This is a genomic window from Phycicoccus sp. Soil803 (assembly GCF_001429685.1).
Lineage (GTDB): Bacteria > Actinomycetota > Actinomycetes > Actinomycetales > Dermatophilaceae > Pedococcus.
In genome coordinates, this window is record NZ_LMST01000001.1 from 3,345,858 (window position 1) to 3,362,205 (window position 16,348).

At 68.6% G+C, this 16,348-nt stretch carries 15 protein-coding genes and 1 tRNA gene; 9 read left to right on the forward strand and 7 right to left on the reverse strand.

Annotation, left to right across the window (positions count from 1 at the left end; translation table 11 throughout):
• The first annotated feature begins 22 nt into the window (after window positions 1–22).
• Entirely contained in the window at window positions 23–652 is a 630-nt protein-coding gene (locus ASG95_RS15495) for a gluconate 2-dehydrogenase subunit 3 family protein (protein ID WP_057378034.1), read from the forward strand.
• Window positions 649–2,286 (forward strand): GMC family oxidoreductase, encoded by a 1,638-nt coding sequence (locus ASG95_RS15500; RefSeq protein WP_057378035.1) that lies wholly within the window; start codon window positions 649–651, stop codon window positions 2,284–2,286. Before ASG95_RS15495 ends, ASG95_RS15500 begins: the two co-directional genes overlap by 4 nt.
• Window positions 2,287–2,860: 574 nt before the next feature.
• Here ASG95_RS15500 and ASG95_RS15505 read toward each other — a convergent pair.
• Entirely contained in the window at window positions 2,861–3,265 is a 405-nt protein-coding gene (locus ASG95_RS15505) for a hypothetical protein (RefSeq protein ID WP_057378036.1), read from the reverse strand.
• 615 nt (window positions 3,266–3,880) lie between these two features.
• Here ASG95_RS15505 and ASG95_RS15510 point away from each other — a divergent pair.
• Both ASG95_RS15510 and ASG95_RS15515 read left to right on the forward strand, forming a co-directional pair.
• On the forward strand, window positions 3,881–4,300 hold the full coding sequence (locus ASG95_RS15510; RefSeq protein ID WP_157582147.1) for a nuclear transport factor 2 family protein: 420 nt from the start codon (window positions 3,881–3,883) through the stop codon (window positions 4,298–4,300).
• Between the two features lie 43 nt (window positions 4,301–4,343).
• Window positions 4,344–4,541 (forward strand): hypothetical protein, encoded by a 198-nt coding sequence (locus ASG95_RS15515; protein WP_200961924.1) that lies wholly within the window; start codon window positions 4,344–4,346, stop codon window positions 4,539–4,541.
• A 101-nt stretch (window positions 4,542–4,642) separates the two neighbouring features.
• Here ASG95_RS15515 and ASG95_RS15520 read toward each other — a convergent pair whose 3' ends face one another.
• On the reverse strand, window positions 4,643–5,305 hold the full coding sequence (locus ASG95_RS15520) for a metalloregulator ArsR/SmtB family transcription factor (protein ID WP_057378038.1): 663 nt from the start codon (window positions 5,303–5,305) through the stop codon (window positions 4,643–4,645).
• Between the two features lie 330 nt (window positions 5,306–5,635).
• On the opposite strand from ASG95_RS15520, the gene ASG95_RS15525 reads away from it, so the two are divergent.
• The 4 genes from ASG95_RS15525 to ASG95_RS15540 are packed head-to-tail and all read left to right on the forward strand — an operon-like array spanning window position 5,636 to window position 9,256.
• Window positions 5,636–6,220 (forward strand): methyltransferase domain-containing protein, encoded by a 585-nt coding sequence (locus ASG95_RS15525; protein ID WP_235543919.1) that lies wholly within the window; start codon window positions 5,636–5,638, stop codon window positions 6,218–6,220.
• Window positions 6,221–6,241: 21 nt separating this feature from the next.
• Complete coding sequence (locus ASG95_RS15530; RefSeq protein ID WP_057378039.1) at window positions 6,242–6,595, forward strand: cupin domain-containing protein; 354 nt, start codon at window positions 6,242–6,244, stop codon at window positions 6,593–6,595.
• Window positions 6,596–6,626: 31 nt separating this feature from the next.
• Window positions 6,627–8,000: a rhodanese-like domain-containing protein gene (locus ASG95_RS15535; RefSeq protein WP_057378040.1), complete on the forward strand. Its 1,374-nt coding sequence runs from the start codon at window positions 6,627–6,629 to the stop codon at window positions 7,998–8,000.
• The gene (locus tag ASG95_RS15540) at window positions 7,997–9,256 is read left to right on the forward strand and encodes an MFS transporter (RefSeq protein ID WP_057378041.1); all 1,260 of its coding nucleotides are present in this window, start codon (window positions 7,997–7,999) and stop codon (window positions 9,254–9,256) included. Before ASG95_RS15535 ends, ASG95_RS15540 begins: the two co-directional genes overlap by 4 nt.
• 320 nt (window positions 9,257–9,576) lie before the next feature.
• Here the strand turns inward: ASG95_RS15540 and ASG95_RS15545 are convergent.
• Window positions 9,577–9,650 (reverse strand) — tRNA-Met (locus ASG95_RS15545).
• Window positions 9,651–9,751: 101 nt separating this feature from the next.
• The gene (locus ASG95_RS15550) at window positions 9,752–12,838 is read right to left on the reverse strand and encodes a UPF0182 family protein (protein ID WP_082592676.1); all 3,087 of its coding nucleotides are present in this window, start codon (window positions 12,836–12,838) and stop codon (window positions 9,752–9,754) included.
• A gap of 140 nt (window positions 12,839–12,978) precedes the next feature.
• Here ASG95_RS15550 and ASG95_RS15555 point away from each other — a divergent pair, with 140 nt between their 5' ends.
• The gene (locus ASG95_RS15555; protein ID WP_057378042.1) at window positions 12,979–13,515 is read left to right on the forward strand and encodes a PPA1309 family protein; all 537 of its coding nucleotides are present in this window, start codon (window positions 12,979–12,981) and stop codon (window positions 13,513–13,515) included.
• Window positions 13,516–13,568: 53 nt separating this feature from the next.
• Here the strand turns inward: ASG95_RS15555 and ASG95_RS15560 are convergent, their stop codons facing one another.
• The 3 genes from ASG95_RS15560 to ASG95_RS15570 are packed head-to-tail and all read right to left on the reverse strand — an operon-like array spanning window position 13,569 to window position 16,299.
• On the reverse strand, window positions 13,569–14,693 hold the full coding sequence (locus ASG95_RS15560; RefSeq protein ID WP_235543921.1) for a PDZ domain-containing protein: 1,125 nt from the start codon (window positions 14,691–14,693) through the stop codon (window positions 13,569–13,571).
• A complete protein-coding gene (locus tag ASG95_RS15565) occupies window positions 14,690–15,142 on the reverse strand; it encodes a molybdenum cofactor biosynthesis protein MoaE (RefSeq protein ID WP_057378043.1) in 453 nt (150 codons plus the stop codon). The genes ASG95_RS15560 and ASG95_RS15565 overlap by 4 nt, the downstream gene beginning before the upstream one ends.
• Window positions 15,139–16,299: an NAD-dependent epimerase/dehydratase family protein gene (locus tag ASG95_RS15570; protein ID WP_157582151.1), complete on the reverse strand. Its 1,161-nt coding sequence runs from the start codon at window positions 16,297–16,299 to the stop codon at window positions 15,139–15,141. Before ASG95_RS15570 ends, ASG95_RS15565 begins: the two co-directional genes overlap by 4 nt.
• Window positions 16,300–16,348: the final 49 nt, after the last annotated feature.

Sequence of the window (16,348 nt, forward strand, 5' to 3'; positions counted from 1 at the left end):
CACGACTCGAACGGAGGCCTCCATGGCCGACACCTTCCTCGACGCCCACCAGCGGGAGACGATAGAGGCGGCAATGGCCCGTGTCATCCCGACTGACGACACACCCGGAGCACGCGAGGCCGGCACGATCGACTTCCTCGACCGCTACCTCTCTGGCATCGACTACATCTACGCCCTCCCTGACGGGAGCGGGTTCGAGACGCTCACTGGCCCGCGGGCGTTGGCTTGGCAGCAGCGGGTGGACCACGCGCGCAGCGTGTACATGTCCGGGGTCGTCGAGCTCGACAAGCGGGCCGACAACGCCCACGGCAGGCCCTTCGTCGATCTCGACGATGGGCAGCAGGACGACGTCCTTCGCGGCCTTGAGCGCGGCACGACGGCCCCAACCATCAACTATGGCGGTCCCGAAGAGCCGGCACTGCAGCAGACCAACGCCGAGTCCGACCTCGACTTCTTCGGCCTGCTCGTGACGCACACCCGGCAGGGCTTTCTCGCAGATCCGATCTACGGCGGCAACCGCGGCCAGGTCGGCTGGCAGACCATCGGCTTCCCCGGGCCGAAGGATCTCGCGGAGGTGCACACCGGCCAGTACACGACACGCCAGTACTTCTCCGACAACCCGACCCACCGCAGCCTGCAGGAGCCCTCATGACCATCCGCGCGACCAAGCCCGAGAAAGTCGATGCAGTGGTCATCGGGGCGGGCGCCTCGGGGGCGGCCGCGGCGAAGGTGCTCACCGAGGGTGGCATGCGCGTGGTCGCCCTCGAGAAGGGGCCCTGGCGAACCAAGGAGACCTTCGGTGGGGACGAGCTGGCCAACGTCAACCGCTACAACCTCTGGCCGGATCCCCTGCTGAACCCCCGCACATCGCGGCGCGACACCGAGAGCGAAGCGGAGGTCGACCTCTTCTGCCCGGTTCCGCAGATGGTCGGGGGCGGGACGGTCCACTGGCAGGGGTGGCTTCCACGGTTCACCGAGAACGACTTCCGGCTACGCAGCATTGCGGGCGAGCTGCCCGGGACCACGCTTGCTGACTGGCCGATCACGTACGCCGAGCTGGAGCCGTACTATGACAAGGTCGAGTGGGCTTTCGGCGTCTCGGGACAGGCGGGCGCGAACGCGTTCGAGTCCTTCCGCTCCCGGGGCTACCCCTGCCCGCCGATGCCCCAGTCCCGCTACGCCGAGAAGTTCCACCTCGGCTGCGAACACCTCGGCTGGAACTCGTTCCCGACTCCGCAGGCAGCCCTGTCCCAACCGTTCAACGGGCGGCCCGCCACCGTCATCAGCGCCTTCGCGCAACAGCACGGCGATCCCAGCGGCACCCGGTCAAGCGCACTGAACGTGTTCATCCCCGATGCCCTCGCCACGGGCCGATGTGACCTCCGCGCGGATTCATACGTTCGTGAGCTCACCGTCGACTCGCAGGGACGCATCAAGAGCGCCGTCTACGAAGACTCCGCGGGCGTTCTGGTGGAGCAGGAGGCCGATGTCTTCATCCTTGCCTGTGGCGCCGTGGAGACCGCTCGGCTGATGCTGCTCTCGACCTCCTCGAGATTCGCCAACGGACTCGCCAACGGCAGCGACCTCGTAGGCCGCAACGTCACCTTCCATGAGTACAGCGCGTCGGTCGGCACCTTCGAGGATCCGATCAATGCCTGGGCCGGCGGCGGCTACGTCAGCGCGAGCAGTTTCCAGTTCTACGAGCACGACGACTCCCGGGGATTCGTCAGTGGCGGGCACATTGCTGCCGCGGGCGTCGGCATACCCCTCCCTATCAACTGGGGACTGCCGGGTCGACCCACCTGGGGCGCTGAGGCCAAGCAGAACGATCGCGACTACTTCAGCCACAGCATGGCTGTCGCCATGGTCCTGCACGACATGCCGCAGCACGACAACCGGGTCGACCTCGACCCCAACGTCAAGGATGCCTGGGGACTGCCCGTCGCCCGCATCACCCTTCAAACCCACCAGAACGACATCGACCAGGGCAGGTTCCTGGTCGACCGGTGCGGGGAGATCCTCGACGCTGCGGGGGCCAAGCAGGTCGACCGCGTCTACGCCGAGAAGGTGACAGGCAACTGTTCTCACCAGCACGGCACCGCCCGGATGGGTGACGACCCCGCATTGTCAGTACTGGACCGCAACTGCCGCGCCCACGAGGTCGACAACCTGTTCGTTGTCGACGGCTCTCCGTTCCCCACGGCAACAGGAGCGAACCCGACACTCACCATCATGGCCAACGCCTGGCGGGTCTGCGACCACATCTTGTCGAACCGAGCGAGCTAGTCAGAGACACGAAGACTCCGACCGGGTACTGCACGTCACAGGAGCACCACCCAAGGAGAAAATCACCCAAGGCTCTGTGGTGGGCGCTGACTGGCGATCGCCCGGATATCGACCCGGCGACATCCCGAATTGGCGGCATCCGGCGTCCGGCCGGGCGTCTCATGCGTTTCTGCCTCGTCCCAGGTGTCCCAAGCGGTCCCGCTCGTCCCGGAGCCCTCGACGCCCGCTGGCTACGCATTTGGCTACAGGTGCCAACGCCAGAGGCCCTCTCCTCGAAAGGAAAGGGCCTCTGACCTGCTACTTCGTGGTAGCGGGGGCAGGATTTGAACCTGCGACCTCCGGGTTATGAGCCAGCCCTGCCCACGTCTCACACGTCCCGTGCCATGTCCCCTGCCACACGAGATCTCGGTGTCGCGTCCTGATGGTCGCGCCGCGTCTCAAGCCATCCCGCCACCTCCCGGTTACACATTTGGCTACACCTACCCGCCTTCAAGACACGTCTGGCCGTTGCCTACTTGGAGTACACGCCCACCGGTGCAAAACGTCTCGAGTCGAAGGTCGCCTCAGCCAGCCGTCAGCCGTGGCATTTCGACCACTCGAAGACCGCTCCGGTGGGGATGGCGCTGAAGTGGTCGACGGAGTGGACGCTGATCTGTTGGCCGTCGTCGTAGGCGCCGTTGACGTTGAACGTGAACGTCCCGTTGGCGCTCGTCCCGTTGGCGTTGAAACCGCCCCAGACGGTGAAGTGTCCGGTCGCAGTCCGTCCCGTCTCGAGCGACACCGCTTCGAAGGTCCCGGTCTGGGTAAAGGTGTCGTGCTCTCGCCCGTCGGCGAAGATGGTCTGCTTCTCCACCGAGTTATAGGTGACGGTGATCTCGAAGAGTTCGGTCGAGCCGCACTCGGGACCCACGTCGACAAAGGTCTCCGTGCCCTGGTGCTCGTGGACGACCGTCGTGACAGGGCTGGCAGCAGCAGCCATAGCCGCCGTCCCAGTGAACATCAAGGCCCCAGTCGCGGCAGCAACGAGGGTGGCGCGTGCAATCGCAAAAGCTCTCATAGCTTGTCCCTCCACGCGGACGATGCGCCAGGGCGGCCCACCCGGCCCGCACCACAGCACGTTCCTCCCAGCCCACGGCGGCCGCCTCGCCCGATCGGACTAGTACTCCACCCGCCCTTACGGAGAGGCAACGAAGGCCGCGTATGCGCCCGCTTCAGCGGGTGGCTCAGCTGGGTGTTGAAGTCAGCCGGGCCGGTGAAGGTCCGACCGCGCAGGAACCAGGTTTTCAGGTACCCGTTGGCCCGCTCGAGGATGCTCTTGGCCTCAGGGCCGCGGGTGCAACACTGATGCACCCCGATCCCGGGCGTGCCAGGGAACGCCTTGAAGTCGTCGGTCAGCCTGATCTCCCGACCCGCCATCACCCGACCGTGGCTACCAGGCCGCTCGTCTCGAGGACGGCTATACCGAAAGGGGCCCGCGTCGGCATTCCGGTCGACCTCCCTGAGGCGTGAGAGGGCTCTATTCAAGACTTCTCTTGACAAGTTTCCAGGTCGGGACCATATTCAAGTAATCACTTGAATCTGCGGAGGTTCTGACATGACTGAGACAACGACAACGCCCATCCGGCCGAACCCGGTGGATCGAAGGTCGGCAGGCGGCCAGCTCCTGGAGGCTCTGGCCGCACGCGACTTTGATCGGATGCCCGCGTGCTTCGAGGCCGACGCAACCATGCGGGCCATGCTTCCCAGCGGACCCACCGCGTTTCACGGAGCCGCCCAGATCGTCGAGAACCTTCAGATCTGGTTCGGAGGCGCCCACGAGTTCGAGGTGCTCGACAGTGCCGTCGGCGAGGTCGCTGGCAGGCCGCACGTGGCGTGGCGGCTCCGCATGCATCCGACGCCGTGGGGCGACGATGCCTGGCACGTCATCGAGCAGCAGGCCTACCTGCAAGCCGGCGAGCGCATCGCGTCGATAGACCTCCTGTGCTCCGGATTCCAGCGCGAGAACCGCAACTGACCGACTCCACTGGTAGCGATGTACCACCTCGAAGGGGCACACAATGGACAACAAAGCAGCCATCAGCCTCACGACGGGACTCGAAGACGCCGAGCGCGTCACCGTCGCCCTGCTCGTCGCCGTCGGGGCCGCCGAGAGCGGACGGCCGACCCTGACGTTCCTCACCCAGGAAGCTGTCCCACTCGCACTCGAAGGCGTCGCCGTCGGTAACCGCCTGCGAAGGCTGCCCGAGCATCCCTGACCTCAGGGGACGCTACGCGGCAGCAGGCGGCCGGCTGCTGGTGTGCCCGGTCTGCTTCAACTCCAAGCAACTCAACGCGCCACGCATCTCTGGGTCGGTCTTTACGGGCGGGCGACCGGCAGGTGAGCCTCATTCCATTCTGGGAAACCGTCTTCGAGGCGGGCGGCGCTGAAGCCCTTCCTGCTGAGCAGCCGGACGGCCTCGTCGGCGAAGACGCAGAACGGGCCACGGCAGTAGGCGACCACTTCGGCGCCGTCCGGGATGTCGCCAAGACGCGACCTCAGGTCATGGATCGGGATCGAGATCGCTCCGCGGATATGACCGGCGGCGTACTCGGCCTCGGGTCGCACGTCCAGCACGACCACGTCACCGTCGCGCAGGCGGCTCCGCAGCACGTCGCGGGTGATGGTCCGCAGCTTGCTGCGGTCACCGAGGTAGTCGGCAGCCAGCTGCTCGAGCCCGGAGACATGCTCCTGGGCGGCTCGTCGCATGGTCCGCCACAGGTCACCAACCACCTCGCTGGCCAGGGAGTAGTAGATCCGGGTGCCCTCGCGACGCGACTGCACCAGGCCGGAACGCAGCAGCCGCTGCAGGTGCTGGGACGTGTTGGCGAGGGTCTGGTCGATCTCGGCGGCAAGCTCTTCCACCGATCGCTCGCCCTGAGCGAGCACGTCGACCAACTCCGCACGTCGCCCGTTGGCCAGCGCCTTGGCCGACTCCGCCAGTGCGTCATACAGAGCGGCCTTTGCTGCGTGATCTGCCATCTGTCACCTCTCCCCCCACTCTATTCAAGATTCCCCTTGACAAGGCTCACGCTACAGGAGTTTTATTCAAGTGAATCATTGAATATTGCGAAGAAGGCGAACCGTGACGATCTTGGTGAACACGCAGGAGCTCGAGGGCAAGGTCAAGGAGATGTACCGGCACGTGGCGCAGCAGCCCCACGACCGCTTCCACTTCGAACTCGGTGCACCGCTCGCACTGCGGGTTGGCTACGACGCTGACCGACTGGCAGACATTCCGACGGGGGCGGTCGAGTCGTTCGCCGGAGTGGCTTCTTCTTCGACCTGGCCGACCTCCGGGCCGGTGAGACCGTGGTCGACCTGGGCAGCGGGTCAGGGATGGACGCCTTGTACGCAGCGCGGTTCGTCGGTCCCGCGGGGCGGGTGTGCGGGGTCGACTTCACCCCGGAGCAGCTCGGCAAGGCACGCCGGCTGGCCGACGAGGCCGGGCTCTTACAGGTCGAGTTCCGGGAAGGCCGGATCGAGGCAGTCCCGCTGGGAGATGGCACCGTGGACTGCGTGATCTCCAACGGGGTGATCAACCTCTGCCCCGACAAGAAGGCGGTGTTCGCCGAAGCCGCACGAGTGCTGAAGCCCGGCGGGCGGCTCGCGATCGCCGACATCATCAGCGAGCTACAGCTCAAGGACTCCATCGTCTGCAACGCCGACCTCCGGTGGGAAGCAACGGATTCGACACCCATCACTTCGCCCGGAGGTCCTCCCTCATGTCAACAAGGTCCGTGGTCAGTACACCTAGAGGCCATCGAATCGGCCGGCGTCACCATCACCCGTCACCGCGAGAACGCGTACGCGTTCATATCCGACCAGGCCCGCAATGCCAGCGCCAGGTACGGCGTCAAGAGCATCTCCATCCTCGCCACCCTGACCACCGATTAACCCACACCACCGGAGGAACCCATGTCCGACAAGCAGAACATCGACACCCCGCACGAGCAGCGCCCCTTCAAGGCTCACGGCCACCTGGATGTGGTCACCCTCGGCGACTTCACTCTCGGTCGCGGCGTCTTCGAACCAGGCTGGCGCTGGTCAAACGACGTCAAGCCCATCGCGGGCACCGACTCCTGCCAGACCCACCACACGGGAATCTGCCTTTCGGGAAAGATGACCGTCCGGTTCGACGACGGCAGCGAGGTCTCCATCGGCCCCGGCGACGTCGTGGACCTTGACCCCGGGCACGACGCGTGGACCGACGGCGACGAGCCCTGTGTCCTGCTCGACACCGGAATCAAGGCCTATGCCAAGCCCAGCTGAGGCGTGACACGCAGATGGAGCCGAACAGCACATGACGCACCCCCTCACGCTCCAGATCGCGGACAAGGGACTGGGCAACACGGCATACCTGGTCGACCTCGGCGACGGCCGCGCCCTAGCCGTGGACCCCAGTCGTGACCTGCGCGCCCTGGAGGCGGCCGCCGACGCCCGGGGTCTTCGCGTCGCCGTCGCCGCGGACACCCACCTGCACGCGGACTTCATCTCCGGCGCTCGTCAGCTCGCTGCGACTACGGGCGCGACGGTGCTGGCCTCGGCCGCCGGGAACCGGAGCTTCGGACACCACGGGTTGAGCGACGGTGACGACTTCGACCTCGGGGGTCTGCGGCTGCGCGCCCTCGGGACGCCCGGGCACACCGACGAGCACCTGTCCTACCTTCTGCTGGACGGCTCGCAACCCGTCGGGGTCTTCACCGGGGGCTCACTGCTGGTCGGGGCAGTCGCCCGGACCGACCTCGTCGACCCCGACCGCACGATCGAGCTCGCCCGGGCCCAGTACCGGTCCGTGCATCGACTGCTGGAGCTGCCCGACCACGTCGAGGTGTGGCCAACTCATGGCGCTGGTTCCTTCTGCGCCGCACCCGGCGGCTCCGCCCGCACCAGCACCATCGGCGCCGAACGGGCCAACAACCCGCTGCTGTCCGCCGCAGACGAGAACGCGTTCGTCGCTCGGCTGCTCGCCGGGCTCGGCTCGTTCCCGCCCTACTTCCTGCGGTTGGCCGAGATCAACCGGCGCGGACCAGCGATCCTGCCCCGTCGGCTCGGGCTGGAGCAGCTCACACCGCAGGCGGCTGCCGGTGCGCAGGCAACCGGCGCCGTGATCGTCGACGTGCGCCCAGTGACCGCCTTCGCCGCCGGACACCCCTCGGGCGCCCTCTCGATCCCGCTACGGCCCGCGTTCGCGAGCTGGCTCGGCTGGCTCGCACCCAACGACACACCACTCGTCGTGCTCCGCGAACCCGACCAGAACGTCGACGAGGTGCTCTGGCAGGCCGTCAAGATCGGCTACGACAACATAATCGGCGAACTAGCCGGCGGCCAGGAGGCCTGGTCCGCTGCGTGCCTGCCGACCAATTCGGTGCCGCTGGTCGAGGCAAGCGCCGGGGTGAGCGCCGCGGCCACCGTGCGGGTCTTGGACATCCGTCAGGAGGCCGAGTACCGAGCCGGACACGTCCCTGGTGCCCTCAACATCGAGCTCGGCGACCTCCCTGCCGTGCTCGGCCACCTCGCCAACGTGCCTACCGTGGTCATGTGCGGACACGGCGAACGCGCGATGGGAGCGGCATCGCTGCTGTCCGGAGCCGGATTCACCCAGGTCGCCGTGTTCGCCGGCAGCCCCCAGGACTGGGCCACCGCCCACGGCGAGGACCTCGCCAGCGGCCCGTGAAACGAGCAGGAACGTCGGCGTCTCCCGTCTTCGGCGTACGAGCGAACGCCGCCCAGTTCGGCCTGCTCGTTGCCGTCAACGCTCTGGTCGGCGGAACGCTCGGCCAGGAACGCACCGTCCTGCCCCTCCTTGCCACCCAGGAGTTCGGGCTCGACTCCTACACCGCGGCCCTGACCTACATCCTCGCGTTTGGCCTGGCCAAGGCATGCACCAACTACTTCGCCGGGACCTGGTCGGAGCGCCATGGGCGCAAACCCGTACTAGTCGCAGGCTGGCTGGTCGCCCTCCCCGTCCCCCTGCTCCTCATCTGGGCGCCCCACTGGTGGGTCGTCGTCGCCGCCAACGTCCTGCTCGGCATCAGCCAGGGGCTGACATGGTCCACCACCGTGATCATGAAGATCGACCTTGTCGGGCCCCGACACCGCGGCCTAGCCATGGGCCTCAACGAGTCCGCCGGCTACCTCGCGGTCGCCGTGACCGCCCTGCTCACAGGCACCATCGCAGCGAACGCCGGACTTCGGCCCGAGCCGTTCCTGCTGGGCGTCGCCTACACCGCGCTCGGCCTCGGCCTCTCCACGCTCTGGGTCCGGGAGACCCGTCCCCACTCCGACCACGAGGCGGCGACCCGTGCCGACTCCGAGGACCTGACCGACCGGGAAGTCCTCGTGCTGACAAGCTTCCGCGAGCCCGCCCTCTCGTCGGCCAGCCAAGCCGGCCTGGTCAACAACCTCAACGACGGCCTCGCCTGGGGCCTGTTCCCGGTTCTCTTCACCTCTGCCGGACTGTCGCTCGGCCAGACCGGCATCCTCGTCGCCCTTTACCCCGCCGTCTGGGGCGTGGGGCAACTTGCCACCGGTGCACTGTCCGACCGTTGGGGCCGCAAACACCTCATCACCGGCGGCATGCTGCTCCAAGCCGCCGCTCTGGCGATCATCGCAACCGCCAACTCACAGACGCCATGGGCCCTGGGGTCCGTGCTGCTCGGCGCCGGCACAGCCATGGTCTACCCCACTCTGCTGGCCGCCATCAGCGACGTCGCTCACCCCAGCTGGCGAGCACGCGCCGTCGGCGTCTACCGACTCTGGCGAGACCTCGGATTCGCGGTCGGCGCGCTCCTGACCGGAGTACTCGCCGACACCCTCGGCGTCCGCGCGGCGATCTGGCTGATCGCAGCAATGACCGCTACGTCCGCGCTCGTCGTGGCCCAGCGCATGTACGAAACCCACGACAAGCTCACCCGGGCAAAGCCGGCCTGAGGCCGCCGCGGCCACCAGAGCGCGGGCCCCTGATTGCAGCGACTCGCTCGCCCGAGATCGAAACCGCGTGATGAGAATCAGTGGGGCGAGGTATCGCAGAATCCAGCGATCGCCCGGACACCGACCCGGCGACACCCCGAAACGTGCCCCGCTCCGTTCCAAACGGCCGTCTCATGCGTTTCTGCCTTGTCCCAGCCGTCCCACCGTGTCCGACCCGTTCTCGAGCGTCTCGACCCCGGTTGGCTACACATTTGGCTACACGTGCCAACGCCAGAGGCCCTCTCCCCGAAGGGAAAGGGCCTCTGACCTGCTACTTCAAGTAGCGGGGGCAGGATTTGAACCTGCGACCTCCGGGTTATGAGCCCGGCGAGCTACCGAGCTGCTCCACCCCGCGTCGGTAGACACCACCTTACGGGAAGCCCTGCGCGCGAACCAAATCGGTGCGCTCGCAGGGCTTCCGCAGCAGGTCAGGCGGTGGACGTCACCCGCACCGGGTCAGGGCGTGGACGTCGTGGTCGGCGTCGCCGTGGGGGTGGCGGTCGTGGTCGGCGACGGCTTGACCGTCACCGAACCACCCTTGGGCGCCGCAGCGACCGCTCGCTGGATGGCCTCGTTGAGCTGCTTCTGCGCAGTGCCGTATGCCGCGAAGTCGCCGGCCTTGAGCGCCTTCTGTCCCGCGTCGTAGGCGGCCTGGATGTCGGCCAGCGCCTTGGCGAGCGCAGCCGAGTCCGTGGGCGGCGGGGTGGTCGGGGTGCTACCCGGCGTCGTCGGGGTGGGAGTCGAGCCCGAGTCCCCCGCCGTGGCTCCGGAGTTGCCGCCGAAGAGTCCGTCCAGCGCGCCGTCGAGCGTGTAGGCCCAGGCCAGCTTGTCACCGAACGCGACCACCGTGGCCCGCTGGAGCGGGAACGCCGAGTCACCCTGGGCCCGCACGTAGATCGGCTGCACGTAGAGCAGGCCGCCACCGACGGGCAGCGTCAGCAGGTTGCCCAGCGTGACGCTCGACCCGCTCTGGCGGGCGTTGTTGAGGAACTGGCTCAGGTTGAGGGCAGAGTCCGGCGAGGTGGCGTTGGAGGAGCCGATCTCGTTCTGCACCTGGCCGGGTCCGCTGACCTGGCTGTCCTTGGGCAGCGTGAGCAGCCGCATCGTGCCGTAGTCGCTGCTGCGCTGCCCCTTCGTCGACCCGGCGTCCGCGTCGACCGCCAGGAACCCGGTCAGGATCTGCCGGTCACCCACGGGCTTGAACGTCGTCGTGATCGAGAAGCGGGCGGCGTCCTGGTCGGGCATCTTGAGGGTCAGGTAGTAGGGCGGCTGCACGACGCTCGCGTCCTGCGCCGGGTCCTCGGGGATCTGCCAGTAGTCCTGGCCGCCGTAGAACGACGCGGCGTCGGTCACGTGGTACTTCGCCAGCATCTGGCGCTGCACCTTGAAGAGGTCCTCGGGGTAGCGGATGTGCGACATCAGGTCTGCGCTCATGTCGCTCATCGGGAGCACGGTGTTGTCGAACGCCTTGCTCCAAGCCTTGAGCAGCGGGTCCTTGTCGTCCCACGCGTAGAGCTTCACCGACCCGTCATAGGCATCCACGGTGGCCTTCACCGAGTTGCGCATGTAGTTGACCTGACCGCTCCCGATCGTGGTCACGGCGACGGACCGCGCGGTCACGGAGTCGGAGGTCGCACTGTCGATGTCCGTCAGCCGCGAGTAGGGGTAGTCGGCCGACGTCGTGTAGCCGTCGATGATCCACTGCACCCGGCCGTCCACGACCGCGGGATAGGGGTTGCCGTCCGGAGTCAGCCACGGGGCGACCCGCTCCACCCGCTCGAGCGGCTGGCGGTGGTCGAGGATCCGGCTCTTGTCGTTGACGGCGTCGGACAGCAGGAGGTTGAGCTCGCGGTACTTCAGCGCGTAGGCGAGCTTGCGCGGCAGCGAGCCCAGCGCGACACCGCCCTTGCCGGTGTAGGTGCTGTTCTTCTGCCCCGCCGCGCTGTTGTCCGGGTAGTCGAACTCGCGCGGGTTGCTGCCCGCGGCCGCGCCGACGATGGAGTAGGACGGCGACTGCTCACCGAAGTAGATGCGCGGCTCGAAGTCGGGCAGCTCGCCGGCCTGCGGGATGTTGCGCTCGTAGAACACCGGCTGGCCGTCGGCGGTGCGCTGGTTGCCGAACGCGGCGACCAGCCCGAAGCCGTGGGTGTAGACGGTGTGGTCGTTGAGCCAGTTGCGCTGGTTGGCCGGGATGCCGTCCAGGTCGAGCTCACGCACCGCCAGCACGGTGTCACGGACCTTGCCGTCCACCTTGTAGCGGTCGACGTCGAGGGCGTCCGGGAAGGCGTAGTAGGACTTCACCGACTGCAGCTGCTTGAACGTCGGCGAGACGACGATCGGGTCGACCAGGCGGATGCCGGGGATGGTCTCGGCGTCGTCGCGCAGCTGTCCCTGGGTCGCCTCGGTCGTCGCGGTGTAGCCCTCGGTCTTCACGTCCGCGATGCCGTAGGCAGCCCTGGTCGCCTTGATGTTGCGGTCGATGTAGATCTGCTCGCGGGACTTCTCCGACGGCTTGACGATGAACCGCTGGTAGAGCGCTGGGTAGATGCTGCCCACGACGATCGAGGTGATGAGCAGCAGGGCCACGCCCACGATCGGCAACCGCCACGAACGCGACCAGATCGAGGCGACGAACAGCCCGACCGTCATCAGCGCGGCGATGGCGAGGATCGCCTTGGCCGGCAGGACGGCATGCGCGTCCGTGTAGCCGATGCCCGTCAGCAGGCGAGAGTCCTTGGTGGACAAGGCATACCGGTCGAACCAATACGTCGCGGCGCGCACCAGGACGAGCGCGGCCACGAGGATGGCCAAGTGGGTCCGGGCGGCGCGCGAGGTGCGCTCCGCGCGCGACTGGATCTGCAGTCCGCCGTAGACGTAGTGCGTGAAGGCCGCGGCCAGCGTCGCCATCACCAGCGCCATCGTGAGGAAGCCCAGCAGGAACTGGATCCACGGCAGCGTGAACATGAAGAACGACAGGTCCTTGCCGAACTGCGGGTCCTTCGTGCCGAACGGCACCCGGTTGAGCCACAGCAGGTAGGTCTTCCACTGCCCTGCGGCGCCCGTGCCCGCGAGCAGGCCAAGGATCGCCGGGATCGCGAAGATGGCGACCTTGCGCAGCGGTTCGATGGCCTCGCGGTACTGGTCGAGGTTCTGCTGCTGGGCGGTGACCGGTGCGTAGATCGGGCGGGTCCGGTAGGCGACGATGAGGCTCGACGCCACGACCGCCGCGGTCAGCACGGACGCGACGACGAAGAGCAGGACCTTGGTGGTCAGCTCGGTGACGAAGACCTGCTGGTAGCCGACCGAGCTGAACCACAGGATGTCGGTCCACAGCGAGGCCATCAGCGACACCACGAAGCCCAGCACGACCAGCACGACGAGGGTCGGCACCAATGGTCCGCGACGCCTGCCGAAGGTCAGCGTCGGGGGACGCCGGCCACCGGGGCCGGACCCCCGCGGGGTTCCCTCCGGTCGGGCGCCCTCGGCACCCGGCTCGCCCTGGCCGAACCATTCAGAGGAAGAACTCACGCCACGCCCGATCATCCGTGCGACCGCCCGCGGTGGTCGCCTGCTGTAGTGGGTCCAACTTACCGAGCGCCCCCGGGGTTCCCACGGCCGCCTTGGACACGGGTTGGCACCACCTGTGCACCGACTGGGTATGCCGCATACGGCACCATGGGCGCGTGAGCCAGACCTCCCGCCCCGTCGCCGATCCGCTGTCCATCGCCGCCCTGGACACCGAACGCCACGTCGCCGCGGCCGGGTGGGACCAGAACCCGCGGCTGTTCGCCCTCGTGCCCACCGCCGAGCTGCTCGAGCGCGAGCCGCACCTGCGGGCCCAGATGCGCGGGTCCGACCTGGCCGAGGGTGCGCTCAGCGCGATCGAGCAGGAGGACCTCCCCCGCACCTCCAACCTCGAGAGCCTGCTCGGCGGGATCGCCTGGCCCGACAGTGTCGTCGGGGCAGCGCTCGCGGTCGAGCGCATCGTCGTGCCGCCAGAGGCCGAGCGCGACCTGCCGGCCCACACCGAGTCGGCCGTCGACGCGCTGGCCGCGCACCCCGGGCGACAGGACGTGCGGCTGCTCGTCGCCGTGACCCGCGACGGCCAGAGCCGCTGCCTGTTGCGCCAGCGGGCCAACGACCGCGACGACAAGGTCGCCCTCGGCGACGAGATCGCCCCCGGCCTGGTCCACGCGCTCAAGGCGACGCTGCAGGCCTGAACCGGCCGCCCGGCATACCCCTTGCGGTGCGAAGGGGGTTTCGGGTTGAAGTGTTATCGCGTGCAGGTGGGGAGCGAGTCGGGGCGCTTGTCGGCGATCGCCTCGACCGCGGACCTGGCCTCCTCGAACGTCGCGATCCGGACCACTCGCAGGCCGTCGGGCACGTGGCCGACGACCTCGTCGCAGTTGTCGGCAGGAGCCAGGAACCACTTCGCTCCCCCGTCGTGCGCGCCGACGAGCTTCTGGCGGATGCCACCGATCGGCCCCACCTGGCCCTTGGCGTTGATCGTCCCGGTGCCGGCGATCTTCTGGCCGCCGGTCAGCGGTCCGGGTGTCAGGGTGTCGTAGACGGCCAGCGAGAACATCGTGCCGGCCGAGGGGCCACCGACGTCGCCGGCGTTGATCTTGACGTCGATCGGGAACTCGAACCGGACCCCGAGGAAGACGCCGACCGTGGCACGGCCCTCGGCCGCGCGGGTCTTGGCCTCGACCGTCACGGGCTTGCCGTCGCGCACCAGACCCAGGGCCACGCTCTCCCCCGGCTTGTGGGCCCCGACGGCGTCGCGGACGCCGCTCGAGTCGCTGATCGCCTTGCCGTCGACCGAGACGATCTCGTCACCGGCCTTGATCAGGCTCGCGGACGGCGCGTCCTTGGCGACCTGCGCGATGACGATGTGCTCGGTCACCTTCTGGCCGACAGCCTTCAGCGCCACGGCGACCGCCTCCTGCTGGGAGTCGATCATCTCGGCGGCGCTCTGTTCCTCGACCTGCTTGTCGGTCACGCCCTTGGGGAAGTAGAGCTCCTCGTCGACGACGTCCTCGCTCGGACGGATCGCGGCGCTCAGGAGGTCCCAGACGGTGACCTTGTAGCCGGGCCCTCCGGAGATCCGCACGGTGGTGAAGTCGAGGGCGCCCTGGGTCGGGTAGGTCGGGGCGCCGGAGACGGTGATCAGCTGCTTGCCGGAGAGCTTGCCGAGGGTGTTCGTGATCGGGCCGGGCTTCATGATGACGTAGGGCAGGCCGACCATGACCGACAGTGCGCCGAGGGCGATCGCCAGGAAGAACCCGACCAGGCTCACGGTGGACTTGCGGCTGAGGCGGTAGGGGTCGGTGACTGCCGAGCCGGTCGCGCCCGCCGGGCCGGGATGGTCGCCCTGCTGATGAGGAGGCGTCGTCACGGCAGCCCCACCCACTCGTCGGTGCCGTCGGTGAACAGCTGGTGCTTCCAGATCGGGACCGTCCCCTTGAGGGTGTCGATGAGGTCGCGACAGGCGTCGAAGGCCTGTCCCCGGTGTGGCGCCGAGACGGCCGCCACGACGGCGACGTCGCCGATCTCGAGGTGACCCACCCGGTGGACGGCGGCGACGCGGGCGACCTCGTGCCGCCCGGCAACGTCGGCGCAGACCCGGCTCAGGGTGTCCACGACGCTGGGGTGCGCGGTGTAGTCCAGGGCGGACACGTCGGCGCCGTGGTCGTGCTCGCGCACCACCCCGACGAACAGGGCGATGCCCCCGCACCGAGGGTGCTGCACCGCCTTGAGCACCTCGTCGACGCTCAGCGGCTCGTCCCGGACGTCGCTGAGCACCACCATCGGGTCGCTGTCCAGCTCCCTGACCGGATCGGTCATGCCGTTGAACCTTTCCTGCGGCGTCGCCGCATGATTGCCGCCGTTCCCACCAGGGCCACCGCGGCGCTGGCCGCTCCCAGAGCGGCATCCTTGCGGTCCAGTCTGCGTGCCGCCACCGCGTGCGACCCCCGGATCGCCTCCAGGAGCACGCCGAGGCACGTCTCGTTGTCGTGGACCGGCACCCAGCCGCGACCCCGCATCGTGCGGGCGGAGACCGCCCAGGGGAATGCCACGAAGGCGAGGTCGCTGGCCGGTGCCGGCAACACCCCAACGCGGTGGAGGCGGTCCGCAGTTCCCATCGCCGCCCCGAGGCTGAGCTCGACCCGGCGCATGCCGGTCAGCCGTTCGAGGTCACGCTGGGTGAGGTGGCCCTCGGCCCCGACAGTGACCGCACCACCCACGCCCTGGGCCAGGACCAGCGCCACCGCGGTCCCGAGGTCGTCGACGTGGCAGAACTGCCAGGCGGGTTCCGCGCCGCGCAGGGTGAGCAGCCGCGGCGCCTCGAAGTGACGAGTCACCACCGTGTCGACGCCGTCGCCCACCAGCGCGGCGGGCCGGACGGCGGTGATGGTCAGGCCCGGGTGGACGTCGCGGGCCACCTCGATGAGCTGCTCGACGTCCATCAGGTCGCCGACCTGCCCCTCGTCGGAGGCGGCCCGCAGCGGCGCCTCGTCCTCGAGTGGGACGGGGTTGTCGGCCCGGGCGCCGTAGGTCTGTGCCGAGGTCACGACCACGAGGTGCCGCAGTCCCGCGGCGGCCGCCGAGGTGATGACCGTCTGGGCGACGCGCAGGCTGCGCTCACGACGGGCCCGGGCGCCGATGGCCAGGTCGCGTGCGAGGTTGGTGCTCGTCGCCACGTATGCCGCGGCGTGGACTCCCGAGAGCGCCGCGGCCAGGCTCGGGTCACCGGGGTCGGCGTGGCGGAACTCGGCTCCCCCGACCACCGGGGGCTCGGTGCCCACGGCCACGACCGTGCCGATCCGGGCCTCTCCCTCGGCGCCGCCGGGCTGCGCCGTGGTCGTGCCCCGCGCGGCGGCCGACACCAGGGCGCGCAGCACCGCACGACTCGCCGGGTCGGCCGTGCCGATCACCGCGACGTCGATCGCGCTACGCCGCGAGCGAACGGCGCCCCGTCCAGCCCGCCCGGGGGAACTCACTGTGGCCTCCGCGTGGTTGTCTAGTGAGAGACCATCCTCTCAGGACCGC

Excerpts from the sequence above, each read along its gene's own strand:
- ASG95_RS15495 (WP_057378034.1), top strand. The coding sequence starts at position 23 with ATGGCCGACACCTTCCTCGACGCCCACCAGCGGGAGACGATAGAGGCG.
- ASG95_RS15500 (WP_057378035.1), top strand. The coding sequence starts at position 649 with ATGACCATCCGCGCGACCAAGCCCGAGAAAGTCGATGCAGTGGTCATC.
- ASG95_RS15505 (WP_057378036.1), bottom strand. The coding sequence starts at position 3,265 with ATGGCTGCTGCTGCCAGCCCTGTCACGACGGTCGTCCACGAGCACCAG.
- ASG95_RS15510 (WP_157582147.1), top strand. The coding sequence starts at position 3,881 with ATGACTGAGACAACGACAACGCCCATCCGGCCGAACCCGGTGGATCGA.
- ASG95_RS15515 (WP_200961924.1), top strand. The coding sequence starts at position 4,344 with ATGGACAACAAAGCAGCCATCAGCCTCACGACGGGACTCGAAGACGCC.
- ASG95_RS15520 (WP_057378038.1), bottom strand. The coding sequence starts at position 5,305 with ATGGCAGATCACGCAGCAAAGGCCGCTCTGTATGACGCACTGGCGGAG.
- ASG95_RS15530 (WP_057378039.1), top strand. The coding sequence starts at position 6,242 with ATGTCCGACAAGCAGAACATCGACACCCCGCACGAGCAGCGCCCCTTC.
- ASG95_RS15535 (WP_057378040.1), top strand. The coding sequence starts at position 6,627 with ATGACGCACCCCCTCACGCTCCAGATCGCGGACAAGGGACTGGGCAAC.
- ASG95_RS15550 (WP_082592676.1), bottom strand. The coding sequence starts at position 12,838 with ATGATCGGGCGTGGCGTGAGTTCTTCCTCTGAATGGTTCGGCCAGGGC.
- ASG95_RS15565 (WP_057378043.1), bottom strand. The coding sequence starts at position 15,142 with ATGACCGATCCGGTCAGGGAGCTGGACAGCGACCCGATGGTGGTGCTC.